The organism is Myxococcales bacterium, assembly GCA_016706225.1.
Classification (GTDB): Bacteria; Myxococcota_A; Polyangia; order Polyangiales; family Polyangiaceae; genus JADJKB01.
Window position 1 is genome coordinate 216,232 of the sequence record JADJKB010000025.1, and the last position, 24,448, is coordinate 240,679.

Annotated in this window: 24 protein-coding genes; 8 read left to right on the forward strand and 16 right to left on the reverse strand. The window is 67.8% G+C overall.

The features are described from left to right. Nucleotides 1–22: 22 nt before the first annotated feature. The 7 genes from IPI67_39575 to IPI67_39605 all read right to left on the reverse strand — a co-directional run bounded on the left by IPI67_39575 (nucleotide 23) and on the right by IPI67_39605 (nucleotide 6,316). The gene (locus IPI67_39575; GenBank protein ID MBK7586274.1) at nucleotides 23–469 is read right to left on the reverse strand and encodes a YeeE/YedE family protein; all 447 of its coding nucleotides are present in this window, start codon (nucleotides 467–469) and stop codon (nucleotides 23–25) included. Continuing rightward, entirely contained in the window at nucleotides 469–981 is a 513-nt protein-coding gene (locus IPI67_39580) for a YeeE/YedE family protein (protein MBK7586275.1), read from the reverse strand. Before IPI67_39580 ends, IPI67_39575 begins: the two co-directional genes overlap by 1 nt. A 69-nt stretch (nucleotides 982–1,050) precedes the next feature. Further along, nucleotides 1,051–2,772, reverse strand: a complete 1,722-nt coding sequence (locus IPI67_39585; GenBank protein ID MBK7586276.1) for a hypothetical protein — start codon at nucleotides 2,770–2,772, stop codon at nucleotides 1,051–1,053. Continuing rightward, complete coding sequence (locus IPI67_39590) at nucleotides 2,769–3,665, reverse strand: hypothetical protein (protein MBK7586277.1); 897 nt, start codon at nucleotides 3,663–3,665, stop codon at nucleotides 2,769–2,771. The genes IPI67_39585 and IPI67_39590 overlap by 4 nt, the downstream gene beginning before the upstream one ends. Next, complete coding sequence (locus IPI67_39595; GenBank protein MBK7586278.1) at nucleotides 3,662–4,201, reverse strand: hypothetical protein; 540 nt, start codon at nucleotides 4,199–4,201, stop codon at nucleotides 3,662–3,664. The genes IPI67_39590 and IPI67_39595 overlap by 4 nt, the downstream gene beginning before the upstream one ends. Continuing rightward, nucleotides 4,198–5,448, reverse strand: a complete 1,251-nt coding sequence (locus IPI67_39600; GenBank protein MBK7586279.1) for a hypothetical protein — start codon at nucleotides 5,446–5,448, stop codon at nucleotides 4,198–4,200. Before IPI67_39600 ends, IPI67_39595 begins: the two co-directional genes overlap by 4 nt. Further along, nucleotides 5,426–6,316, reverse strand: a complete 891-nt coding sequence (locus IPI67_39605) for a hypothetical protein (protein ID MBK7586280.1) — start codon at nucleotides 6,314–6,316, stop codon at nucleotides 5,426–5,428. The genes IPI67_39600 and IPI67_39605 overlap by 23 nt, the downstream gene beginning before the upstream one ends. A gap of 135 nt (nucleotides 6,317–6,451) precedes the next feature. Between IPI67_39605 and IPI67_39610 the strand changes: the two genes are divergently transcribed. Both IPI67_39610 and IPI67_39615 read left to right on the forward strand, forming a co-directional pair. Beyond that, entirely contained in the window at nucleotides 6,452–7,354 is a 903-nt protein-coding gene (locus IPI67_39610) for a hypothetical protein (protein MBK7586281.1), read from the forward strand. A gap of 48 nt (nucleotides 7,355–7,402) precedes the next feature. Beyond that, nucleotides 7,403–8,725 carry an NAD(P)-binding domain-containing protein gene (locus IPI67_39615; protein ID MBK7586282.1) on the forward strand — a complete coding sequence of 441 codons (1,323 nt, stop codon included), beginning with the start codon at nucleotides 7,403–7,405 and terminating at the stop codon, nucleotides 8,723–8,725. Nucleotides 8,726–8,731: 6 nt separating this feature from the next. Here IPI67_39615 and IPI67_39620 read toward each other — a convergent pair whose 3' ends face one another. Continuing rightward, nucleotides 8,732–9,427: a DUF1109 family protein gene (locus IPI67_39620; GenBank protein ID MBK7586283.1), complete on the reverse strand. Its 696-nt coding sequence runs from the start codon at nucleotides 9,425–9,427 to the stop codon at nucleotides 8,732–8,734. Beyond that, nucleotides 9,424–10,080 (reverse strand): RNA polymerase sigma factor, encoded by a 657-nt coding sequence (locus tag IPI67_39625; GenBank protein MBK7586284.1) that lies wholly within the window; start codon nucleotides 10,078–10,080, stop codon nucleotides 9,424–9,426. Before IPI67_39625 ends, IPI67_39620 begins: the two co-directional genes overlap by 4 nt. A 75-nt stretch (nucleotides 10,081–10,155) precedes the next feature. Between IPI67_39625 and arsS the strand changes: the two genes are divergently transcribed. Together arsS and IPI67_39635 are read left to right on the forward strand one after the other, a co-directional pair. Continuing rightward, nucleotides 10,156–11,166 (forward strand): arsenosugar biosynthesis radical SAM protein ArsS, encoded by a 1,011-nt coding sequence (arsS, locus tag IPI67_39630; GenBank protein ID MBK7586285.1) that lies wholly within the window; start codon nucleotides 10,156–10,158, stop codon nucleotides 11,164–11,166. Further along, complete coding sequence (locus IPI67_39635; GenBank protein ID MBK7586286.1) at nucleotides 11,163–11,843, forward strand: TVP38/TMEM64 family protein; 681 nt, start codon at nucleotides 11,163–11,165, stop codon at nucleotides 11,841–11,843. Before arsS ends, IPI67_39635 begins: the two co-directional genes overlap by 4 nt. Here the strand turns inward: IPI67_39635 and IPI67_39640 are convergent. Further along, nucleotides 11,729–12,289: a hypothetical protein gene (locus IPI67_39640; protein ID MBK7586287.1), complete on the reverse strand. Its 561-nt coding sequence runs from the start codon at nucleotides 12,287–12,289 to the stop codon at nucleotides 11,729–11,731. The two genes, IPI67_39635 and IPI67_39640, sit on opposite strands and share 115 nt — an antisense overlap. A 309-nt stretch (nucleotides 12,290–12,598) precedes the next feature. On the opposite strand from IPI67_39640, the gene IPI67_39645 reads away from it, so the two are divergent. Then, nucleotides 12,599–13,000 carry an AhpC/TSA family protein gene (locus IPI67_39645; protein MBK7586288.1) on the forward strand — a complete coding sequence of 134 codons (402 nt, stop codon included), beginning with the start codon at nucleotides 12,599–12,601 and terminating at the stop codon, nucleotides 12,998–13,000. On the opposite strand, the gene IPI67_39650 is transcribed toward IPI67_39645, so the two are convergent. After that, complete coding sequence (locus tag IPI67_39650; GenBank protein MBK7586289.1) at nucleotides 12,981–15,035, reverse strand: hypothetical protein; 2,055 nt, start codon at nucleotides 15,033–15,035, stop codon at nucleotides 12,981–12,983. The genes IPI67_39645 and IPI67_39650 overlap by 20 nt on opposite strands. 206 nt (nucleotides 15,036–15,241) lie before the next feature. On the opposite strand from IPI67_39650, the gene IPI67_39655 reads away from it, so the two are divergent. Together IPI67_39655 and IPI67_39660 are read left to right on the forward strand one after the other, a co-directional pair. After that, nucleotides 15,242–17,122 (forward strand): IgGFc-binding protein, encoded by a 1,881-nt coding sequence (locus tag IPI67_39655; protein ID MBK7586290.1) that lies wholly within the window; start codon nucleotides 15,242–15,244, stop codon nucleotides 17,120–17,122. Between the two features lie 10 nt (nucleotides 17,123–17,132). Then, nucleotides 17,133–17,687 (forward strand): hypothetical protein, encoded by a 555-nt coding sequence (locus IPI67_39660; protein ID MBK7586291.1) that lies wholly within the window; start codon nucleotides 17,133–17,135, stop codon nucleotides 17,685–17,687. A 109-nt stretch (nucleotides 17,688–17,796) separates the two neighbouring features. Here the strand turns inward: IPI67_39660 and IPI67_39665 are convergent, their stop codons facing one another. From IPI67_39665 to IPI67_39685, 5 genes are all read right to left on the reverse strand, one after another. Next, on the reverse strand, nucleotides 17,797–18,396 hold the full coding sequence (locus tag IPI67_39665) for a DUF2270 domain-containing protein (GenBank protein ID MBK7586292.1): 600 nt from the start codon (nucleotides 18,394–18,396) through the stop codon (nucleotides 17,797–17,799). An 85-nt stretch (nucleotides 18,397–18,481) separates the two neighbouring features. Next, a complete protein-coding gene (locus tag IPI67_39670) occupies nucleotides 18,482–21,244 on the reverse strand; it encodes a hypothetical protein (GenBank protein ID MBK7586293.1) in 2,763 nt (920 codons plus the stop codon). Nucleotides 21,245–21,307: 63 nt separating this feature from the next. Further along, the gene (locus tag IPI67_39675) at nucleotides 21,308–21,499 is read right to left on the reverse strand and encodes a hypothetical protein (protein ID MBK7586294.1); all 192 of its coding nucleotides are present in this window, start codon (nucleotides 21,497–21,499) and stop codon (nucleotides 21,308–21,310) included. A 107-nt stretch (nucleotides 21,500–21,606) separates the two neighbouring features. Further along, nucleotides 21,607–21,888: a hypothetical protein gene (locus IPI67_39680; GenBank protein ID MBK7586295.1), complete on the reverse strand. Its 282-nt coding sequence runs from the start codon at nucleotides 21,886–21,888 to the stop codon at nucleotides 21,607–21,609. A gap of 36 nt (nucleotides 21,889–21,924) precedes the next feature. Then, nucleotides 21,925–23,208: a hypothetical protein gene (locus tag IPI67_39685; GenBank protein MBK7586296.1), complete on the reverse strand. Its 1,284-nt coding sequence runs from the start codon at nucleotides 23,206–23,208 to the stop codon at nucleotides 21,925–21,927. A 235-nt stretch (nucleotides 23,209–23,443) separates the two neighbouring features. Here IPI67_39685 and IPI67_39690 point away from each other — a divergent pair, with 235 nt between their 5' ends. Then, nucleotides 23,444–24,406 carry a putative metal-binding motif-containing protein gene (locus IPI67_39690; GenBank protein MBK7586297.1) on the forward strand — a complete coding sequence of 321 codons (963 nt, stop codon included), beginning with the start codon at nucleotides 23,444–23,446 and terminating at the stop codon, nucleotides 24,404–24,406. Nucleotides 24,407–24,448 lie beyond the last annotated feature (42 nt).

A 24,448-nucleotide genomic window follows, 5' to 3' on the forward strand; every position in this document is an offset into this window, starting at 1 on the left:
ATTTTGCGTGCCGCCGCGTCGTTCAGCCGTCGCCGGTGCCCGTGGCCAGCGCAGGCAGACCGATGCGCGGGGCGAGCTTCGGGTACAACACCCCGAACACGGCGGCGCCGACCAGCGCTCCGGCGAGCGCGGCGACGGCGTACAGCTTGCCCTCGCCGACGTTCACCAGCATCGGCCCGGGACACATGCCCGTGATCGACCAGCCGATGCCGAACAGCACGCCGCCGATGACGTTGCCGCGATGCCGAGGTTTCTCCCCCAGCGTGACCACGGCTCCGGTCAACGTGCGACCGCGCCGTTTGATCAGCCAGAGTCCGGGCGCAGTCAGCGCCACCGCTGTGCCGATGATGCCGTACAGCTGAAAGTCCTGAAACAGGAACATCTTCTGGATGAAGTCGTAGTCCGCCGCGCCGCTGCGGCTCAGCGTCCAGCCGAACACGACGCCGAACACCACGAAGACCAGCGGCATCACATGCCCCCGATCACACGGTAGGCAATCGTGGTCGTCAGCATGCCGGCTCCCATGAAGCTGAGCGTGCTGACCAGACCTGACGACTCGAAGTTCGAGAGCCCGAAGATGCCGTGACCGCTGGTACAGCCCCCGGCCATGCGGGTGCCGAAGCCGATGAACAGTCCGCCTCCAAACATCAGTGCGAGCTTCGCCACCGGGCCCAGTCCGAACACCTGATCCAACATCCCGGCATTCCAGGTTGGCGCCCAGCCGCCACCCAGGACGGCGGACAGCACGCCGCCCAGCACGAGCCCCACCAGCATCGGCAGGCGCCAGCTGTTGGAGCTCAGCAGGTCGGCGCGCCGGAAATAGGGCGCTCGGAGGACCAGCGAGCAGACACTCTCGAGCCCCGTCGAGACGCCCAGGCGACGATTCGTGAGCCACACCATGGACAACGTCACGAGCGCGACGCCGGCCCCACCCCACGCCCAGTGATACGGCGTGACCCCGTTGAGGATCAGACTCTTCATCACGCATCCGTAGTGCAGGCGAGCGTCCGCTGGCAAGGGGGGATCAGCTGTGGCGGGCTTTGCTCGCGCTCAGATTTCCGGTCGCCAGGTCACGAGTCCCTGGACCACGAAGACGTCGACGTCGGCGCCGAGGATGCGGTCGCCGTCCAGAGCCAGGTCGAGGTGTCGCGACGGCGAGAACCAGATCGCGCCGCCGATGAGGTGCTCGACGAACGCGCTGTCGTCCGCGGTGTAGCGGGTGATGGCCGGGCGATATCGCAAGGACAGATCGAGGGTGCGATCGAGCAGCTCCACGCCGGGGCTGAACGAGAAGCCCGCGTTCGTGAGGAAGCTGGTTCGCGCCGCGGACGCGCCGGCGTCAACGCGCAGCGTGCTGACGATGTCGAGCAGCCGGAGCTGGGTGAAGCCACCGACCGCATTGGCGTTGGTGTTTTGAGTCGTGGCCGCGTGTCCGCCGATGGTGGCAGACAGCTTGGTGAGCCGGATGCCGACCTCTCCGCTTCCGCTGTAGGTGGCGTCGCTGCCCAGGCACGTGCCGGGGCTGGCGGCCGTTGCACCCGCAACGCACAGCCACTCCGGCGGCAGAAAGCTGGCCAGCCATTGCGAGCGTTCGGGGCGCTGCAGGCCTCCGCGGCCAGAGAGCTCGACGATGCCCATGCGCACCGAGGCGTCGGCCATCGCGGAGGTCAGCTCCGTCGTGTTCGCTCGCCAGGGGTTGTCGGCGTCGAAGAACGAGACCTCTGCGCTCGCGCCGAAGCGACCGAAGCGAGGCAAGAGGTCGACACTCGCGTTCAAGCGACGCTCGTCGATGGTGCCGTTGAAGCGTGAGGCGCTGCCCCCCAGGATGACGCGCGGCCGAAGCTCGTTCTCGACGGCGTCCAGGGCGAATTCACCACCGAAGCGCGCGGTGGAGGAGGGCACGCCGCTCAACGGTTCGGGGACGGCTCCCCCGAAGGCGCTGACCGACACGTCTCCGAAAAGTGGAGCACGCACCTTCACGCCGTCGAGCGATCCCAGGAAGCTGGATGCGTAGCGGAGCCGACCGCCGCTGGCGAACCACGAGCGCTCGCGCCCGTAGGCCGCCTCGAGCCGCCGCACCCTGAGCGCGGGGCGGGCGTCGCCGGCGCGCCGCGCAGAGAGGTTCGGCGATATCCAGGTCTGACCGCTGAGGTCGACGTCGAGCGCAAAGGGCGCGCTCGTGAACGGTTCGTAGTGGAGTTGGCCTCGCAGCTCGGCGAAGCCGATCCCGGTGCCCGCGTTGCCCGCGGGGGCGAGGCCGTAGCCGTACATCGAGACACTGGCGCGATTGTGTCCCTGAGCCTGGACCAGGCCGAGGGGCACGGGTGCGGGGTTCTGGTCTTCGGCGGGCGGTCGCGCGGGCGACCAGCTGTCTCGAAAGGTCGCGGCCGGTGGCGGCGGTTTGATGCGCTCGACCACCACCGCTTCGCGGTCGAGCTCGATCGCCGCGGTTCCCTTGTCGCCGACTTCGAGCTGCGATTTGTCGAGCTTCAGCACTGCGGACGAGGCGGTCACCGCGATCACCTCGAAGGTGTCACGCCCGATCTTGACCGGATCTCCGACCCGCAGGCCTGCTTTCGCTCCGGGCGTGATGTAGGCGCGGTCATTCGTCAGGTCGACGACCTCGACCTTCAGCGTGACGCCCTTGCCGGAGGCCGATTTGTGGTCCTTCGCCGGTTTGTCTTGCGCCGGTTTGTCCTTGGGTGCAGCAAGCGCGGTCAGCGCAGACGAGAGCACGACCAGGAGGGCGCCGAGGGTGGGGGAGGCTCTCATCGTGCGCGCCCTCCCTGGTGGCAGTGCAGGCACCGCTCGCGCACCGGCCCTTGCCGGCGGTGCTGGCGTGACACCCGAACCGGGTTGTGCGCATGACAACCGGTGCAGCGCACGAGTCGCGGCGCTGCCAGCGCGATGTGGCAGTCCCCGCACTCGAGCCCGCGGTGTTTCCCGACCTTGATCGGAAATGAGAGCTCGTGACTCTGCGGCGCGAGCGGACTCTGGGTCAGACGAAACTGAAAGCTCGCGGGCACGAAGGCGGGCGTCCAACCCGTCGGCCGGTGGCACTGGCCGCACTCTTTGGGAAACGGCGTCTGACCAGGACCGCCGACGTGCAAGGGATGGATGTCGGTGCGCCGATAGTCGCCGGCGTGGCACGCATAACAATCCGCCGGCACTCCGGACCACTGCCCCTGGGAGCTGCGCTGGTGGCACTCGGTGCAGTCCGCCAGGGTATGCATACCCGTCAGAGGCAGCCGGGTGCGGCGATGTTTCTCGATGGCGCGCACCTCGCGAAAGCTCCGCGCCGAGTGGCAGCGATCGCAGCCTTGCCCGAGGCGGCCGCGATGGGAGTCCGCGTGGCACGAGACGCAGTCGCGAGAGATCTTGGCCTTCCCGGTGTGACAGCCCGTACACGCGGTTTGTCGATGCCTTCCGCTCAGCGGGAAGCCGGTGACAGCGTGATCGAAGCCTCCGCCTGCGCCTCCCGGCACCAATCGCCAGCTGCTGGGCGTGTGGCAGGTCGAGCAGTCCAGCCCGCTGGTGATCGATGAGCGGTGTGGCGCGCGCTTCTTCGACTTGCCGGTGCTCGGCTTGTCTCCGGGCGCCGCCAGGGCGACCACGGCCGCCAGCAACGCAGCCGCGACGAGCAGGAACGCGGGCCAGCGTTTCACGGCGCGGCCTCCTCGTGCGGATCCGCGTGGCAGTGTTTGCACGCCGAGTACCCCAAGCGGTAACGCCGTGTGCTCTTGCCGCCGTTCAGATCCGCCATCGGATGGCACTTGGCGCAGGCGAGCCCCGCGTGCCGCCCCTCGAGCACAAAGCCGGCGCGGGCGGTGTGCGGGAACTTCGCGATGCGGAAGCTGTGAGTATCGTGGCAGCCGTTGCAGGGCTTGACCGGGCGAGTCAGCCGAAACTGACCCATGTGTGCGTCGGCGTGACAGCCTTCGCACACTCGAGGAGTGCCGCGGTAGCTGCCGCCGCGTCCGTGTTTGCGGTCCGCCTCCGACGGAGTGTGGCAGCGGGCGCAGGGCGCGCCGGCGTGAGCCCCGGTCAACGGCCAGCCCTTGTGGTCGATCTTGGGGGTGTGCCAGTCGTGCGGTGAGTGACAGCTCGCGCAGCCGCCCTGCTTCAATTCCTTCGCGAATTGACTGCCGTGTGGGTTCTCGTGACACGACTCACAGCGCGTGGCCGCGCCCTGCCAGTTCAAGCGCTTCCCGCCTTTGGGATGTTTGTCGTGACAGGTGCCGCAGGGGACGGCGGTGTGATGGCCGACAACGGGAAGGCCGTCGATGCGTGAGCCTGAGGACCGAAACTCGAGGGCCGGAACCCAGCGTCGTTGTGGCAGCCGCCGCACTCGCCGCCGCTCCGTTTTGCGAACTCCCCGGCGTGGGCGTCGCTGTGGCAGTCCTTGCAGTTGCCAAACTTCAGCTCCCGGAAGCGTTGCTGCGCGGGTTTGCTCGGCGCATGACAGCCGCTGCACTCCACCGTGACGTGCCGGCCGTGCAACGGAAACGGCGTCTTGTCGTGGGCGTCTCGCCCTGTCTTCTTGGGTAGGCCCAGCCAGCGAATGCTCGCGTGGCAGCGGCCGCAGTTCTTGCCAAAATCCGCCTCGTGCACGGGTTTGTGGCAGGCCGCGCACGCTCTGCCGGCGGAGGGCGCCGTGTAGATCCCGCGGTTGTGGCAGCGGCCGCAGGCGACGCGGGCATGCCCGTTGGCCAGGCTGAGTCCCGGATGCGCCCCCGCCTTCATCTGGATGCCGTGCCAGTCCGATTCGTTGTGGCAGTTGAGGCACTCTTTCGAGAAGCGCCCGGCATGCGGATCCTTGTGGCACGACGTGCAACCGCCGAAGTCGAGCCCCTGGTAGCGCGCGGGTGAGCCGTGGCAGTTGCCACACGCCGCCTTGGTGTGGGCCCCGCGCAGGGGAAACCTGGAGAGAGAATGATCGAACGACTTCAGGTTGACGGACTTCCAGCTCGAGTCGTTGTGACAGCCGACGCAGTTGCCCCCGAAGCGCTTGCCGTGTGGATCTTTGTGGCAGCTCGTGCAACCCGTCGACAGGCCGAGCCAGCCGCGCGACTTGTGGCACTGGTTGCACTTCGCTTTGGCGTGGCCCCCGGTGAGCGGCCAGCTCGTCTGGGTATGATCGAAGCCGCTCGCACTGAACCGCACCATGGCAAAGCCACGGCCGCGATGATCCGAGTGGCACCGCGGGCAGCCCCCCGAGAACACCCGGGCGTGCATGCCCGACTTGGTGACGTTGCTGTGGCAAGAGTTGCACGCGCCGTTCGACACCCCCTTGCCCGAGCTGTGGCAGCGGCCGCAGTTCTCGTCCCCCTCGAGGGACGCATGCGGTGCTGCCAGGGGCCCGGGGCTCATCAGCTGCGCGCGGGCCGTGCGACCCACTCCCAGCACGACAGCCACGAACAGGAGGCTAAGGTACCAGAGCCGGCGCATCGGAGAAGATCCAGCGATAACCGTACTGCCAGGCCACCCCGATGTGGACCGTGACGAGCAAGACCATGATGACGGCGGCCAGGCGGTGAATCGACCGCCAGCCACGCAGCACGTTGCCGGCCGCGCGAGCTCGGACCTCGCCGAACAGCAGGGCTTTTGCGGCCCTCACGTTGGTGCCGAGCAGTTGAAATTCCGCGCGGTGAAGATGATCGTACGCAGCCAGGGTTTGTTCGATGGCGGCCCGACGCTGGAAGGCCTCGCGTCGCCACTTCGGGAGGGTCACGAGCACCGCAACCAGCGACCTGCCTTCGAGGTCGACACGCTCGATGGCCTTCAGCTTGCCGCGGATCTCGTGGCTGATTCCCGGGCGGATCCCGTCGAACACCGCCAGGTGGGGCTCGAGCTCGGCGAGGTCCGGTGCCCTCGTGAAGCCATGGATGATGCGGCCGAGCAGGCCCGTCGCGATGACCAGCGACAGGGCCCAGATCGTGACCGTCGCGATCGGGCTGCGGAATTGAAACGCCGAGTGATAGAGCACCAGCAGTCCGCCGAAGAGCCCGGTCGTCGTGTGCAGATTCAGCCACGCGCGCATCGAGCCGATGGGCAGCGAGGGGAAACGCCGGCGCACCACGTAGAAGAGATTGGTGAGGATCAGCGCGGTGCCCACGATGCCGTAGCCGTGGCCGACGACCTCGCCGGGGCCGAGGACGCGGAACGCCTCGTGATCCACGCGGGCCTCGACGCCGAGAGTGTAGAAGCCGCGACCGTAGGACCAGAGGCCTCCGGCCGCGGTCCCCAGGAGGAGTGCGAGCAACGCCCACGCCAGCACACCCTGACGTGCCGGAGCCTGTGTCGTCCCGTCACCCACTTCGCCAATTGACTTGATGCGCCGCAGCGTTGCAAGGGTTCTCTGGTGAGTAAGGCCCGCGCGGGCGGGAAAATTCGGGGTGCGTGGGTGAGTGCCCCCTTGGGTCGGGTTCCCCACCTGCGGTATGCTGCTTGGATGTCCGGGTCTCGGCCGCGCTCGCGTTGGAACGCCCTGCTGGTCAGCGTGATCGCGCTCGCCGCCGGCGCGGGCGCGTGCGGCAAGGTGCTGTCGGGTGACGGCGAAGAGCATATTCAGGTGCGCGCCGGTGAGTGTTACTCGTGTCACCAGCCGGACTACGAGGGCGCGGCCAAACCACCCCACGTCAACGTGATGCCGACGGTCTGCGGCGCGTGCCACAGCGAGGACGCCTGGATCCCGGCGAAGTTCGAGCACAGCTGGCCCATCTTGGGCGCTCACCAGGCCCTGGCGTGTCAGAGCTGCCATGTCGGCGACCCACCCAAGTACGCCGGGACCCCCCGCGAGTGTGTGGGCTGTCATCAGAAGGACTACGACGGGAGCCCCTACCCAGGTCACAACACGTTCCCCACTACGTGTGATGCGTGCCACAACCAGGTGGCTTGGAAGCCGGCGTCCGCGGCCGCTCACCCCTTCCCGTTGGATGGCGCGCACGCGACGGCTCCGTGCACCGCTTGTCATGTGGGTGATCCGCCGGTCTACAAGGGCACGCCGAAGGATTGTTTCAGCTGCCATGTCGACGACTACGACAAGAGCCCGTTCCCGGGCCATCAGGGCTTTTCCCACGTCTGCTCGGACTGTCACAGCACCACGGCGTGGAAGCCCGCCGCCGGTGGCCACCCCGAGAACAAGTTCCCGCTGGCCGGCAGCAAACACAGCAACGTGAAGTGCGCCGAGTGCCACGACGCCAACCTGGGGTCGGCTGCCAAGAGCAACATCAACTGCGTCACCTGCCACGGCGACGCCAAGATGGACAGCGTGCACAAGGACGAGGGCAAGTATCCACAAACCTCCAGCTCGAAGACTTTCTGCTTGGACTGTCACCCAGACGGCCGTAAATAAGCCGCCGAAGTTGGCAAGCTCGCCAGTCGCTCGATACGGAGTCAGGGATTGTCTTCCACGCTCATCTTGGGGGCACTGGTTGCGCTGGCCGTGCTCCTGTGGCTGCTCTGGGAGGCCAGGGACTCGCGCAAAGAAGCGGCGACGCGCGCCGCAGCGGAGGACTTCGCGGGCCTGGGTGTGGTCATCCCCACCTCGCTCCATCCGGAGATCGACCCCAACATCTGCATGGGGTCCGGCGCCTGTGTGGCGATCTGCCCCGAGCACGGCCCGCTCGGGCTGATCGCAAACCGGGCGGTGCTGGTGAACCCCCTCGGCTGCGTGGGTCACGGGGCGTGTGAAGCGGCGTGTCCGGTCGACGCGATTCGCCTGGTGTTCGGCAGCAAGACCCGCGGCGTCGAGTTGCCTCAGATCGGGCCCACCTTCGAGACCAACCAGCCCGGCGTCTTCATCGTGGGTGAGCTCGGGGGCATGGGGCTGATCAAGAACGCGGTGTCCCAAGGTGCGCAGGCGGCCGGGCACATCCACAAGGGTGGTCCGAACGGTGTGCGCCGCGGGGTGGACGGCGCGCTCGACGCGCTGGTGGTCGGAGCGGGCCCGGCCGGCATCTCGGCCACGTTGGGCCTGATGGAAGCCAAGCTGCGGACGTTGCTGGTCGACCGTGAGGCCCTCGGCGGCACCATCACGCATTTTCCTCGGGCGAAGGTCGTAATGACGGGGCCGCTCGAGCTCCCGCTGTTCGGCACCGTCAAGAAGCGGACGATGTCGAAGGAGAAGCTGGTCGAGCTGTGGGCGGAGATCATGGCCAAGTGCTCGCTGCCGCTCGCGACTGGACATCTGGTCCAGAGCATTCAGCCCGAGGGCGACGGAATGTGGCGCATCCGGTCCGAGACGAGTGAGTGGCGCGCGGCCAACGTGGTACTCGCGCTCGGAATGCGGGGTTCGCCACGCAAGCTGGGCGTCCCGGGCGAAGAGCTGCCGAAGGTGGTGTACCGGCTGATCGAACCCGACCCCTTCGAAGGACAGCACGTGCTGGTCGTCGGCGGCGGCAACAGCGCCGTCGAGTCGGCGCTCGCACTCGCGGACTACGGCCGCTGTGCGTCGGTGGCCATCAGCTACCGGCGTGATGCCTTTGCGCGTTGTCGCGGGGACAACCGGCGTCGCATCGACGAGCTAATCAAGAGCGGGAGGGTCCAGGCGCTCATGCCGTCGACGCTGGAGGCCATCGAACCCGCGAGGGTGCTCTTCAAGCAGGACGGTTCGGTGCGAGAGCTGCGTAACGACGCCGTGATCGCTCAGATTGGCGGGACCTCGCCGGCCGACTTGCTCAAGACCTTCGGCATCAACCTGATCAGCAAGTACGGCGAGCGGTAGGAGGTCTCAGGTCGATCCTTTTGGACGGTTCGGGCGGTGCGGGGCGCGCATCGCCACGAAGCGCCCGCCGAGCAACACCCCGGCGCCGATCAAGAGCGCAGAGGGGAGCACGTGCGTGCCAAGGACGTGAACAGGGTCCACCGCCGGACACTGAACCGCCATGGCAAACGCGGTCCATGCACCGGCGAGCGCCGCCAGGCTCGCGCCCGTCGCCCGGGGCGACGTGGGGTCCGAGTCACGCTCGAGCCACACCAGGCCACCGAGCAGCATCATGCCGAGAACGGTGAACACGATCAGGCAGGCGACAGCCGCTCCGATTGGCGCAGGTGGCGAGCGCAGGGTCTCGGGGGCAAGCAGATTCGCTGCGAGCATGCCGGCGGCGAGCAAGATCGGGACGCACACGGCGACAGCGCGCCGACTCGAGCTCGGGCGACCGAGGGCAGAGGGCGCGGGAACGAACATCCACAACGAGACTGCGACGGCGACGAGCAGTGCAGCGCCCACGGCAACCCCCAGAAACATCATCGGGCGCAGGTTGCTCGGCTCGGGCACGCCGCGCATGAGGCCCACCGCGAGGGTTGCACCGAGCGCCGTCGCGAGCACCAGCTGACGGCGACGGCCGAGCGCATGACGAGTCAGTGACGGGGTCGCCTGACTGGTCGCGAGCACGTGGCTCCTGATGTCGGGCGGAAGGGGGGTCATTCGGGCTGCTCCTCGCTGCGAAATTCTCCCAGGTGCTCACGCAGGTGAACGTAGGCGCGATGTGCCCGCAGCTTCACCGCCGTCTCGCTGGCTCCAAGCACTTGGGCCGCCTCGGCGATCGAGAGCCCTTCGCCGCGAACCAGGAGGAAGGCTTCGCGTTGTTGACGAGGAATTCTCTCGAGCTCCACGCTGAGCGCGCGGGAGAACTCGCCGGCCCGCGCGACCGACTCGGTGTCGTCGTCGCTGGCCAGGGTGAGTTGATCCTCGATTGGGACGACTGCTCGGTGGCGACGGGTCGAGTCGATGAAGAGGCGGTGTGCAATGGCGTATGCCCAGGGCTCGACCTTGGCGCCCCGGTTGAAACGCGCCCGCGCCTCGTGCATCTTGAGGAACGCCTGCTGCAGCAGGTCGGCGGCTGAGTCGGCGTTCCGGGTGAGCCGCAGCAGGTAGCGGTAGATCTTCGGTGCGACCTCGTCGTACACGACGGCGAAGGCCGCGGCGTCGCCGTCAGCGTGACGTTCCATGGCGACGCTGGCGCGCGAACGTTCCTCCACGACGCGCGCGACGTTATCACCCGGGTGGGCTCGGAAGCCAGCCGCGGCCGCCCACCACGGCAGCAAGTTCGGGCTGATTTCGAGCGCGACCAGCGTCATCTCGAGCGTGCTACGCGCGCGGATGGGGCTGGTTTCGCGAAACCACACTCCACTGGCTGCGTAGGGACAGGGAGCATGCACAAAGCCTCGGCCCGAACGCTCCCGCTCGCCCCGGCTCGGCCGCCCTTCGACGCCGTGCTGGCCGAGCACGGCATACCGGAGCTGCGCCGCGGTGCGCTGACCACGCTGCAGGTGAACGTAGGCAAACTCTGCAACCTCGCGTGCCACCACTGTCACGTGGAGGCCGGCCCCAAGCGCACCGAGAGCATGGCGGCGCGAGTGGCGGAGCGGGTGCTCGAGCTGCTCGCCGGAACGCCGCAGATCGCGTGCCTGGACTTGACCGGCGGAGCGCCGGAGCTCAACCCGAATTTTCCCATGCTCGTGCGCGAGGCGCGCCGGCTCGGCCGCAGCGTGATCGACCGCTGCAACCTCACGGTGCTGTTCGAGCCCGGCATGCAAGAGCTCCCGCAATTGCTGGCGGAGAACGGCGTGAAGGTGGTGGCGAGCCTGCCGTGTTACCTCGGGCAAAACGTCGACCAGCAGCGCGGTCGTGGGGTCTTCGACAAGAGTGTGCGGGCGCTCGACGCGCTGAACGCATGGGGCTACGGCACGAGTCCCGGGCTCGAGCTCGATCTCGTCTACAACCCGCGCGGCGCCACCCTGCCGCCGCCTCAGGCCGCCCTCGAGGCGAGCTATCGGCAGGAGCTCCGCTCACGCTACGGTATCGAGTTCAATCGTTTGCTGACGCTCACCAACATGCCCATCCACCGCTTCGCCCACGAGCTCGTGCGCAGCGGACGGCACGACGAGTACATGAGCCTGCTGGTGAATCACTTCAACCCCGGCACCGTCCCCGGGCTGATGTGCCGGTCGCTGGTCAGTGTGAGCTGGGACGGTCGGCTGTACGACTGCGACTTCAACCAGATGCTGGAGCTCGATCTGGGGGCGTGCCACGGCAGGACCGGCTGTACGCTCTGGGAGATCCACTCGCTCAGCGAGCTCGAGGGGAGGCGCATTGCGACCGAGTCACACTGTTTCGGCTGCACGGCGGGCGCTGGCTCGAGCTGCTCTGGAGCCCTCCAGTGAAACGCGCCGCTGCCCTCGCCGTCGTGGTCACGCTCCTGCTCGCGGCTTGGCTCTTGCCGGTAAGTGATTGGCTCCTGAAGGTCGTCGCCTGGATGCAGTCCGCGGGTGGTGCCGGCGTCGGGGTGTATTCGCTCGTGTACCTCGTGGCGACGGTGTTCGTGTTGCCGGGTTCGGTGCTCACCCTGGGCGCAGGCTTTGTGTATGGCCCCACACTGGGAACGCTGCTGGTCTCACCGGTGAGCGTTATTTCGGCGACGGCGGCGTTCTTGCTGGGGCGGTCGCTGGCGCGCGAATGGGTCGCCCGGAGGCTCGCCGGCCACCCGCGGCTCTCCGCGCTGGAGCGCGCAGTGAGCAGAAATGGAATTCGGACGGTGGTGTTGCTCAGGCTCTCGCCGATCCTGCCGTTCAACCTGCTGAACTACGCCCTCGCACTGACGCGGGTACGGCTTCGGGACTACATTCTCGGGTCGTTTCTCGGCATGTTGCCCTGGACGTTCGTCTACGTGTACCTGGGTTCGCTGGTCACGACGGCGAGTGAGCTGGCCCACGGCGGGCCGGCGGGCTACGGCCGCGCCGCCTCCGTCGCGGGACTGGTACTGACGGCGATTGTGGTCGTGATCCTGGGGCGCTTCGCTCGCCGCGCGCTGGAGCAAGACCTTCGACAGGTAGAGGCGTAGACCGCCACTTCGAGCGCGCGTTCGCGCTGTTCGGAGCCGGAAAGCAGCGCTGCCCGCACGGCCTCCTCCGCGTCCATGGGTGTTGCGCTGGCGCCCAGCACCCAGCGTGGTGCGGTCCAGAGCTTCGCGGCCTCGCGGGTGAGCGCGAACACCCGGAAGGCCGCTGCGAGCAGCGCGAAGGCGAACGTCAGGGCGCTGCCGCCGTAGGGACCGCCGAGGTTCTCACCCACGGTGACGAAGGGCGCGAGGCCGAACAGCGACCACGCCAAGACCGCGTAGGCCAGGGCGACGCCCCAGGCTCGGTGTCGGGAAGAGCCGCGCCAGGGGGTCGCGGCGGCGGCAAGGACCACCAGCGCAAACACCGGCGCACCGGGGAGCTGCGTGAAGCCGGCGAGCAGGCCGGTCGAAGCGAGCAGCAGGCCGGACGCTTCCACGAGTCGAGGCATGGGAGCGCGCGGTCGCGTATTCGGGCGAAGGGCATCGAGCATTGAGGGATACTACGCCGGGCGCCGTCTGCGGTTTCGTCTGCCTTGGCGGCGGGCTGCGAAACTCTCCGGACGGAGCCGCGTAGAACGGATCGCCAGATGCAGAGGTCGTCTTTTCACGGAGAGCCTGCCGCGAGCTTCGAGCTCGTCGACACCAACGGGCGCTTGCATCGGCTCGACGAACATCGTGGGCGCTGGCTGCTGCTGGTGTTTCACCGCCATCTGGCTTGACTGCCTTGCCGCGGGCACCTGTTGCAGTTGCAACAGCAGATGAGCGAGCTCGAGGGCGCGAACATCGATGTGCTCGTCGTCACGTTCGAGCGCCCGGATGCTGCTGCGCGCTCCGCCGCTGACATGGCGCTGCCCTGGCCGATCTTGGTCGACTCCACGCGGGAGCTGTACGGTGTGTACCGGATGGGCCGGGCCGGGAAGTGGGACGTCTGGGGACCAAGTAGCTGGTGGGCTTACGCGAGACAGTTTGCCCGCTGCCGCTGGCCGCGTCGCTCCCACGACGACGTGTATCAACGCGGCGGCGACGTGCTGATCGACCCGAGCGGGGTGATCCGTCTGCACCACGTGGGAGTCGGCCCCTCCGATCGGCCTTCAGTGGAGTTGATCTTGGCCGCCGCGAAGCCGGGTGCGTCGCTCGAGCTCACTCGCAGGGCGCCTTGAAGTCGTCCTTCAAGGCCGGGATCCGTGCGCTGCCCGTGGCAAAGAAGGACTCGATGAAACACGAGTACTGGTACTTCACGTCGTCGCGGTGGGAGTAGATGGCGTGTCCGTCCAGCACCTCGCCGGGGACCACGTTTTTCGGCGCGAACTGCATCACGGCTCCGGTGTACGGCGTGCCGTCTTCGCTCTTCAAGTTATTCTCGATGGGGAAGGGGACCAGGCCGTCGAGCCCCTTCAGGGTCAGGGCGTCCTGCATGCTCGACCACTGGGATATGCCGGCCTGCGGGTGTTCGTAGGCGAGGGCCATCGCGTCGTAGGTGAGGGTGTCGAAGTACGAGTCCTGGGGCGCGGACGGTTCGTAGATCGGGCGCACCGGGTGGCCTGCGAGCGGGCGTTTTGCCAGGCGGGGCACGTACACGATCGGATCGGCAGCCTCGAGCGCGGCCGCGCCAAGCCCGAGCACGGGGTGGACGAAGGACAGCGGCTCGTCCGCTGCGAGCACCAGCTTGATGAGCGCCGGGAACTTCCCGCCGCTGAGCGGTGTGTGCATGATGAAATGGGTCCAGTGTCCGCCCGCCCCGGTGGGAACCGCTACCCGCAGGTGAGGTTCGATTGGGCCCAGGATGTTCGTGAGCATGCCGCCCATCGACTGACCGGTGAGCGCCATCTTCTGGGTGTCGAAGTGGAAGCTCGTTGCGCCCGCGGGCAGTGTTGGCCCGGTGCACGAGCCCAGGGCACTCGGCGGGATCTCCAGCTTCTCGAGCGCCTCGAGGAACAGGCGTAGCTCGATGGTGCCTTGTCGGAAGGTGTCGCGGATTGCCGCCAGGTTGTTGGCGTTGAGGTAGGCCGTCGATGCGGCGCCGGGCAAGCGCTCGGGGTTCAGCGGCATGGCCATGCCCGCCATGGCAAAGCCGCGATTCGCGTAGGGGAACGCCGGGCCGATGGCTGGACCGAGCGTGCCGTCGTCCAGCACCGGGCGCACCATCGCGACGCTGAAACCCCCGGAGCCGTGCACGTTGAGGACGAGCGGATACCCCGCCGCCGGCATGGGGGACTTCGGCAAGACGATCTTGAACGGAGCCGTCTCTTTCCGCTGTTCGACGGGCGCTCCCGATGCGTCGAACTCGAAGCGCCCGTCGCTGCTGAACGGCGGCATGCCGGTCTGAAATTGGGGAAGCTCGACCGTGCCTTGCAGGATGCAGAGGTCGGTGACCTCGGGGTCGTCGTACAAAGCGAGGTTGGCGAGCGTGACGTCGTATTTCTCGCGCACCTTGCTGGACAGAGCCTCGACCTCTTTCACGACATCGCCGGTGGTGAACACCGTCGCCGCAGCGACCTGCTTCGGATCCAACTCCAGCGTGGCCAGCGTCTCGAAGAGCGGAGCAAGGACCGGAGCGGCTGCTTTCTCGCGGTCCCCTCTGGGTTTCCCGAGGGCCAGGCGTGCGAGCGTCGGCGGAACGCCGAGGGGGCTCCCGGCTTCGTCGTTGGCGGCTCGCATCACGACCACTCCGTAGCTGGTGTCGGGACGAAGGACGAAGCCCGGCCGAGGCGCGATGGCGAGCAGGTGCTCCGGCAAGTAGACGTCCGTCCCCGTAGTCAGTGCCACCACGGGGATGAGCCGACCATGTTCCGGTGATTTCGCGTCGACGTCGACGAGCAAGATGGGGGAGGTCTTGTCCCCGGGCACGACGTCATCGAGCAGGCGCGGCGCGAGCGCTCCGTCGAAGTGGAAGTAGATCACCGGCAGGGTCGGAAAGCCGCGCGCTTCGCTGGCGCTCTGCACGAGCCCGTCCACGATGCCGATGCTCTTCGGGTTGGGATAACCCGCGAGCTGCGGGTGGCGGTCGGCGTCGAGCCGCAGATCGCTCGGATAGGGAGCGTCGTAGAAGTGCGCCGGGTCCGCGAGATCGGCAGCGAGGTCGAAAGCGGCTCGGGTGCCAGGCACGCCCGACGACGCGGAATCACCGTCGTCGTCTCCGCAGCCAACCAGAAGGAACGAGCAAGCCAGAAGACTCCACGTCAATGCCGGGCGCATGCCGGAAACATAGCTAGAACGCGCGCGCCGTGCAGAGGGGAATTGGCCATATCCGGCGAGTGGCGCGGCCGTCATGCTGAAGCCGCGTGCGTCGACCGCGAGTAGCGCGCGCAGAAAAGCCGCGCTTCGAGGCCACGGCGCGGTCGGGGGTGAAGGTCGGCGGAAGTCCCCGGGCGTCGGGCCCGTTCTCGGGTATCCTTCCGCGCATGCGGCGCCTCTTTGGACTCCTCTGGCTCGTTTCGGTTGGCTCGCTCCTCGGCGCAGCCTGCTCTGCGTCTGACAGCAGCGGCGGCCCCGGTGGCAATGGTGGCGGTGGCACGGGCAATACCGGCGGCGCGGACGGCGGCGTCTGCGACTTCTGTGTTGGCAAGAGCTACACCCCCTGCGTCGACGGAAAGCCGGGCACACCGATCGCTTGCAAGGACACGTGCACCAGCGGCGTCGGATGCACGCTTTGTGCGCCCGGGTCGACGGTTTGCGTCGGAAACGAAGTCCACAAGTGCGCGGCGGACGGGCTGACCCAAGACGAGCTCGTGGAGGTCTGCGACGTGTCGGGCGGAAAGGCCTGCTCGGGCGGCAAGTGCGGCACGGCGTGTGAGCTCGCGGCGAGTGATCCTTCCAACGTCGGTTGCGAGTTCTGGGCGGTGGATCTCGATCAGCAAGATGGCGGCGGACTCTTTGGTCTGCCGCCGAACGATCCGGCCAGCGCGCCTTGGGGCGTGGTGCTGGCGAATGCCGGGCAGAGCCAGGCGAATGTCACCATCGAGCTGAACGAGGCCCCTCAAGGCCAACCCGTCGCGCTCAAGGTGGTCAAACAGGTGTCGATTGCCGCCGGCGCGCTCGAGAAGGTCATTCTGCCCACGCGGGAGCTCGACTGCGGCGTGAAACCCAACGACTACAGCTCGCCCGGCACCTGCCTGTCCTCGCAGGCCTTCCGCATTACTGCCAGCTACCCGATCGTCGTCTATCAGTTCAACGTGTTCGAGAACGCGTTCTCGAACGACGCCTCGTTGCTCCTTCCCTCCAGCGCTCTCGGGAAGTGGCACCGGATCATCAACTGGGGCGCGGGACACCCGGTGTTGATCGATTTCCCGATCATCGGAAAGATCATCGACCGCTCGTACGTGACGGTGGTGGGCACCAAGCCCGGCACGGTCGTGAAGGTGCGCCCGAGCTGGCGAATCAAGGGCAACCCGCCCATCGCCGCCACCCAACCGGGCGGCGAGATCGTGGTGAACCTGGGGCCGTTCGACGTCCTGAACCTGGAGACCGACGACGCCACGCTGGCCGACGATCCAAAAACGATGGCCGATCTTTCCGGCACGGTCGTCGAATCGAACTTGCCAGTCGCCGTCTTCAGCGGCGTCGAGACCACCAGTGCTCCCGGCTCCGTCGACATCCCGAAACCCTCGGGGTGGACCGACAAGGACACCTGCTGCCTCGATCACCTCGAGGAGCAGATGTTCCCCGTCGAGTCCGTCGGCATGAAGTACGTGATCGCGCGGAGCCCGGTGCGCTCGACCGGCTCGTTCAAGGAGCCCGACGTGATCCGGTTCCTCGGCGTTGCCGAGGCTGCAACCGTGAAGACCACGCTGCCAGCGCCATACGACTCGTTCACTTTGCAGCCCGGCGAGGTCGTCACGACCTGGACCCAGAAGGACATCACGGTCAGCGCCGACAAACCCGTGATGGTCGGGCAGATCCTGGTGAGCAATCAGTATGTGGATGGGCCGTACATCGGCGATCCGTCCTTGACGGTGTTCCCGCCGGTCGAGCAGTACCGCACCGAGTACGTCTTCTTGACGCCGGGTTCGTGGGGTCAGAACTGGGTGGTGATCACCGCCGAGGTGACCACCAAGACCATCATCGACGGTTCGGCCACGGACAACTGCGCCAAAGAAGCCGCGGGCATCCTGGATGGCGTGCCGTACGAGTCGCGTCGCTGCAAGCTGAACGAAGGTGTGCACTACCTCACCGGCGACAAACCCTTCGGCATCGTGGCCTACGGCTACGGTGCGGCGGGATCGTACGCCTTCGCCGGCGGCGCCAACGTGAAGCCAATTTACGATCCTCCGCCCATCAAGTGAGACGCAAGTCATGATGCGCGGCTCGGAGCCCAGCGCGATGCCCGCACGGCGGCTGGACTCCCAGGTGTCCCCAGCCGGCATTGCTGCGCTCGTTCGCGGGGGTGGGTGCGGTGTCTGGGTGATCGTCAGCGCGTGCGCCGCGCCCCCCAGCATGTCTTCTTCGGGTCCGCCGCGCGCCGCGGTCGCGGCTTCGCCACCCCACGAACCGAAGCGCGACGACGTCTCCGACGGCGGCGCAGAATCACCCCCGGCGTTGGCTGCGGATGCGGAGGACTGGCCGAGCGTCCCAGCTCGACTCCCGGCTGCGGACAAGGACCAGCCAGTGGCCGCGAGCTTCGGCATGCCCTTGCCGCCGGGACTCTACACCTTTCCCGATGGACTCCGGCTGCGGTTCTCGGCTGCGCACGAGTGTGAGTACGACTCGACGGCGCCCTGTTCGCCGTGGGACGTCAGCGCGGACTTCAAGGGACGACAGAGCAAGCTCAACATCTTTCGGGACAAGGTCTACCGCATCGCTGGCCACTCGATCGAGCTCGTGAACCAGGAGCTCGTGGTGCGGAAGTGACCGCCCGTCGAGTGAGCGCCGGGTGACCGGGTCAGGCTTTCAGGAACTCGATCAGCAGCCGCGCGAATTCTGGTCCGGACTCCCGGTGCAGGCTCGGCCGAGCTCGCGGTCAACCTTCTTCGGGCGAAGCGTGTCGGAGCGCGAGCGCCACCAAGACGGCGAGCAAGACGCCGGCGATCGCCAACACCAGAGGGCCGCTCTGACCGAACGCTGCCGCCTCATTCGGGATCCCCGTGCCGCGCTGGAGCTTGAACAACCAGGCGGCGTAGTCGAGCAGGATCAGGGGCAGAAAGTTGCGGCGCAGGCGCACGGACGTGGCCTGCAGGTAACTGACCGGGGGCGTGGGGGTCGTCAGACTGTCCGCCATCTGGCGTTGCCAATCCGGGTTCGGCGCGCTGCCCAGCGCCGGGGCGAAGAACCCGGTCTCGAGCAGGCGCACGCGCTGGCGGATCAGCTCGAAGCCGCGAAATCGTCGTGCCTCCATGGCGAGGAACGCGAGGTTCAGGATGACGGCCACGGCGAACAGCAGGTGCGGCGTGTCGCGGCCCCCCAGCCCCAGCGAGATGATCGCAGCGTTGGTGCCGATCGCCCAGTTGGTGGTCGTATCGAGGCGCACTCGATAGGCGGTCATGCGCGCCAACTCGCCGCGATACAGGTGAATGATCGCGGTCTCGCTCAGCGCCGGGGGTTCGGGTTCCGGCGGATTCACACGCAGCACCCTAGCACGCGGGTGCGCGGCCCAAGGGCTAGAGCTTCGTCTGCACACGCCGAGTCTCGTTCCGCGCCACAATCACTCACCGCGCCACCGGACAGCGGGAAACCCCCGGATTTTCGAGCACGATCTTCCCCGACGTCGCCGCGTCCGGAACGACCTTGAGCACCAGCTCGACGTCGCGCCCGACCCAATCAAAGAGCGCGAGGGGCCCGAGCTTGGCGCGGGCGGGACCGAAGTGGAGTTTGTCGATCCGGTGTGCGATCTCGTCCACCACGATGTACGCCTCGAGCGTTGCGCCGCCCTCGGACGCGACCAGTCCCGACGAGAGACAGGTGTCCTTGCTGATGCGCAGCGGGTAGCGGAGCTGGCGGGCCTCCGCCGGCAAGACCAGATCTGGTCCTTTCAGCTCCAGACTCCCGTCGGCCTTCGCCCATTGACCACGGAGCGCTTCCGCGATGCCCGTCCTGGCGCTGCAGCGACCAATCTCGGCGCGGGAGACGACCGCGTAGTCGTTGTGGGCGTCCGCCCCATTCTCGGTACCGAAGCGCAGCAGCGACTCACGTCCGGCGAACGGCCACAGCGCGACCTCGAGTGGTAGCCGCTGACCCGGCAGCACCCGCTCCCTCAGCAGACGCGGTCGCTCGTTTTGCCCGAGAACGTGGACCTCGAAGTCGACTCCGTCACCGCTGCCGGGTGGGGCGCGCACCTCGAGCTCCGCAAACAGACAGCTGTCCTCACACGGGCGAACGTCGAAGTAGATCTCGGCCAGGTGGAGCGGTGGCGGGTTGGGATGCAGCTCGAATGCGCGTCCCGTCAGGCGGGCGGCGACGTTGCGCGGGTGGGCGTGACCGCTCGCGAGCTCTTGTGTGAGATCGAGCTTGGGGACACAGGCCGGAGTCGGGGGCTCGGGGGCGAGCGGCGGTGGCGTGATCACCGAGAGCCCGAGGACCCGGAGCTTGCCGTGTGCGGCGGAGAGCCTGCCTTGGCGCCGAAAGCGCAGCCGAAGCGCGTCGGCCTCGAGCTGTCCGGCCGGGCGCTCGCCCAACAGCCAGGTCGCCTGCGCTGCGACGGAGTCTGGGCTGACCAGCGTGCGCACGGGCCGCCCGAGCACCGCGTGGAACAGCTGACGGTAGGCGGACACCGGGGCTCCGGCGCGCTCGAAGCGGAATTCGATGCTCGGCAACCCGCCGACCAGCTGCGCAACGCGGGCCACGTGGATTGTGTAGTCGAGCGCCACGAGCGCATCGCCACGCACACGAGCTCCGAGCGGGATCAGCAGCTCACCCGGCGCGTCGAACGCGAAGTCGTGCTCGATCGCCGGACTTGGTAGCGTTTGCCGCGGCGCGACCGCCCTGAGCGCCCGGCGCTCGAGCACCATGGTGGTGGGGGCGACTCGCTCTTTGGGTTCGTAGAGCTCGGCAATGGCAACGAAGTCCTCGCCGAGCAGCCAGTCTGCCCCGCGGGCGTCGTCGAAACCAAGGACCTCGTGCACGTAGTAGGGGCACGCGGCGGATTCGAGCGAGCGAGCGCGTTCTCGCTGTTGCTGCTCCGTCCAGCGCAACGTCAGGAGAGTTGGACCCGGCACGCGAGCCAACGCGTGCACGATGGTCAGACCGGGCGCCAACGCGACACACGGCAGCACCCCGCGCTCTTTGGCCGCCGTGACCCAGGTCGCGGCGGGGGTGACGTCCGTGACGTACTCACGATCGTCCAGCGTGCCGTGCCGGAACGCGCGGATCGCCGCGACGATGTGCGACGGGTCGAGCCAGAGCGCGGTCCGATACGCGCCGAACCAGCCGGCAAACGCCACGAAAGCCAGGAGCGCGGGCGCCGACCGTTGTGCGATGGATGCATCGGCCTCGCTGCGCGCGGCGGCCAGCACGAGCACCACCAAGAGCGGGGCAATTGCCACGAACACGTGGCCCTGGTCGGTCACGATGGTCGCGAAGCTCGCCGCGGGCAGCACACTCGCGACCCACACGGCCTCGACGAACCGACCCGAGCGCGCCAGGAGCGGGATTGCGCCGAGCACGCCGGCGCCGAGCACGAGCGCAACGATGTTCGCCGGACGCACGCCTGCATCCCAGCCGGTCCAGAGCGCGCCATACGCCGACGCGATGCGACCCTGCGCGGGCACGTAGTCGAGGGGATGAGCGCCGAGGGCGGCAGCCACCGCCGACGTGGCCGCGAGGATGATCGCAAGCGCTGCGAAGTACCACGCCGCTCGCAGCCACGCGGGGCGAAGGCTCTGACCGCGGCGTTTGCGGGCGATGGTTTCGGTGACGGTGGCGATGCCGATCGCCGCGATGGCGACTGGCGCGCGGTCGAAGCTGTAGAGCAACCCCACGCTGGTCAGGAGCGCCGGCGCGAGCGCGCGACGAAACGACGGAACGGCGTCGGCGTCGGGCAAATAGCTGACCACGATGGCGACCGAGAGCATCGCCCGCAGGGTCGAGATCCCCGCTGCGTAGGACATTAACGACAGCGCGAGTAGCGTCACGACTCGGGCCCAGGGTCCCTTCACGAAGAAGAGGGTCAAGCCGAGTGACGCCGCGATCCCTGCGAGCAGGTGGGACGTCTCCATCGCGGCGATCACCCCCGCTGGGCTGGTCTCGAGCGGACCGCCTTTGGCGAGCCAGGTCAGCGCCTGCCACAGCGGGCCGCGGGCGTAGTGGAAGTCACGACCGCTCCACGCGCCGCGATCTGCGAGGTAACTCAGCTCGAGCTGCCACGCCGTGTCGAGGCGGGTCGGTTCCAGCGCCCGCAGGCTGAAGGTCTTCGCGCGCAGGTACGTGCCGCTCGCCACGATCGCGGCGAGATACCCGAGGACGAGCCCGAGCACGAAGCGGGCGCGGCGGTCGGAGGGTCGGGTGGGTGTGCTCGAGCCCGACGTGGGTCGAGCCTCTCAGATCGGGCAGCTCATGTCGGCGCCACAGCACAGCGGCGACTTGATCTTGCCGTGCCCTTCGGGGCACTTCGAGATCGCGACCTTTCCGCCGTCGTCCTTGGTGATCGAGTCGTGAACCAGCTCTTTGTTGCACTTGGCACAGGTCATGTTCACGCTCATGCCGCACTTTTCACAGGTGTAGGTCGCCATGGCGCGCATCCTACACAGGCCGCCGCGCCAGCTGCTAGCCCGAAACTCGAGAACCGAGCACACGGCGCGCCCCAGGCGCGGGTGCGACGCACTGACGGCCGGCCGGCTCAGTGGGGGGCGCCCTTGGCAATGACCTCGATCTCGGCGAGCGCGGTGCCGGAGTCGAGCTGACTCAGCTCCAGGCGCACGATGCGCGTCGTGACCTCGTGGAAGGCGACGTCGGTTCCGGTCTCGGACAGATCCTCGACCGTCGCACGCGCGACCTCGTGGTCCGGGCTGTCCAACAGCACGATGGTCGCCATCGCCGGGGGTTTGGCCCCGGTCTTCCTGGGCACCGCGTAGGGGCGAATCGCCTTGACGATGACCGGTACCGGGAAGGTCAGCTCCACCCATGCGGTGCTCGCGCCGTTCTCCGCCGAGCGCCACTACCTTCCTTCGCCGCTACCGGAGCGCACTCGACGGTCCACGAGGCCGCGGGGATCTCCGGACGATGCGCTGACATCGGCGCCCGGTGCCAGGTTCGTGTAAATGTACGCTTGAGGATCCGCCGGCACCGGGATCATGCTGTGCCCGGCGTGGCAGCCCACGCAGCGCGCATCCGCACCGGGGCGTTCCCAGTTGTGGCCGGCGACGTGCGCGGCGGGTGGCGGATCGTACGGCGGGTTGTAGTTGCCGGGGGAGAGGGGCACCTTGCAACCCTGCGCCTTGGGGGTGCGCAGTTGCTCGAACAGCGGCACGTTTGCGGGCGCATTCAGCTGCACGGAGCCGTCGGCGGCCACGGCCTTCTCTTCCAGCAAGATCGGCCAGTCTTTCCAGTTCGCCGAGGACAACGACCCCCGCTCGTGATCGATGAACGCGCGGATGGTGCCTGCGGAGCCGACCGCCGGCGCGGACACGATGTCCACGTCGACGGGAGCGTTGAAGTACACGTTCAGCGCGTTGAACTTGAACGTGCCGTCGGTGTCGTACGGGCCGGCCGCGGTGGGGGGTAACTCGCTGGCGACGCCCGTAACTTGGTCCTGGATCACGAATGGAACCGCGCGGGGGCGGATGAGGCGAGCGCGCAGCTCGGTCGTTCCGGGGTTGTCGTAGATGAGCTCGGAGTGCGTCAGCTGCACGAGCCCCGTGCCGTCGACGTTGATGGCGTAGAGCCGCCACGCGCCGGGCTCCTGTCGCGGCTGGCTCGCTTTGTAGTTGCCGCTGGGCAGGCCGGCGAACACGATGCGCTTCCCGTCGTACGAGACCTCGGGCGCGTTGACGTCCACGAGATCGAGTGACACTGCGTTCGGAGTCGCGCCGTCGACCAACGTGCGGATCTTGCCGTCCTTCTCGCGGACCTGGAGCTTGCCGGGGACGGCGGCCTGGAAGCGCGAGAACGGACCTTGTCCGGGCATGCCGTTGGCTGCGGCGTAGTAGGGCGTGCCGTTCTTCGGAATCGTTCGGGAGGTGAACACGAGCTCGATGTCGCCGCTCCAGGGCAACGGCGTCGGCGGTCCGCCCGCCACACCTCCGCCGGAGCCTCCTCCCGTCCCGCCGCTCTGGCTGCCGACCGAGCCACTTCCGGCCGTCGCACCGCTGCCCGGGCTCCCGGCCGTTCCGCCGGCGGACGCGGTGTCGTCCCCGCTGTCGGAGCTCGAGCAGGCGATGGCGAATGCCAGCGCGGAGATCGGCAGCCAGGCTGCGGTGCGCGCAATCAGGTGAGTTGCCATCTCCCTGGTTTGCCTCCATTTTTGACCGAGGTCATTGAGCCGGATGGCCAAAGGGGTGGCCGCCGGGGCCGCGCGGGTGTGGCGCTGTCGTGACCTGGCGAGCGCGGTCTCCGCTCGGCCGCGGAAGCGGAAGCGCCGCCGAACGCGCAGCGGCTGAAGATTTGCACTCAAACCAATTGGATCTTGGGCTAGCTTGGGGCGAGTTTCCGCCACAGGCGGCTCGAGGAGGCAGAGCGTGCGAAAGATCGTCGGAGTGTTTGGCTGGTGCGCCGTGGGGCTGATCCTGACCTCAGCGTGGGCGAACGAAGCTCCGACGACCCCTTGGGGAGGCGACGCGGGTGAGTTCGGTGCTCAAGTTTCGGCGTCGGCGACAGGTCCGGGCAAGCTCACGCTGAACAGCATGTTCGTCGCGGAGAAAGTCGTGGCTACGTTGCGGGTGCGCTTTCGCGACAATCGCCAGTGTTTCGACGCGTGTCAGGCACGCGCGGACTGCGACGGTGTGATGCTTCAGATGAAACCGGCCAACTCCACCGTGGTTTGCATGCTCGGGACCAACGTGAAACCAAAGGCGGTCAAGGGGTGGATGGCCTGGACGCCCGTGGCTCGCTGCGCACGGCAGCAGGACTGCGACGACAAGAACTTCTGCAACGGGCAGGAGCGCTGCGGGTGGGAGACCGGCAGCGTGCGTTGTGTCAAAGGCGCGGCCCCCTGCGGCACTGGAATGATCTGCAACGCCGGGGCATCGCGCTGTGAGCAGGCCTGTTCGGACGCGGACGGTGACGGCTACAAGTCGGCAAGCTGTGGGTTCGACGACTGCGACGACAAGGATGGCACCACCAACCCGGGGATCCACGAGACGTGTGACACGAAGGACAACGACTGCGTGGCCTGCACGGTCGGCGACACGGACGCCGACGGAGACGGCTTCGTCAGCGCGGCCTGCTCGAACCCCATCGGAACGTCGTACAATCCAGGCTGCGGTTCGAACTCGAAGGTGTACGTCGACATGGCCCACAAGGTCGTGCGTGGGCGCGATTGCGACGACAGCAACGCGGCGCTCAAGCCGGGCTCGATGAAGTGCGACCCGAACGCCGCGTACACGCAGATCTGCACCAACGGCGCGTGGGTGCGCCAGGCTTGCCCTGCGGGAAAACACTGCCAGTCGCAGCCGAACGGAACCGGGCTCTGTGTGTCCTAGACCGCGCTGATGCCTGGTGTCGGGGCACCGGCAGGTATCGAG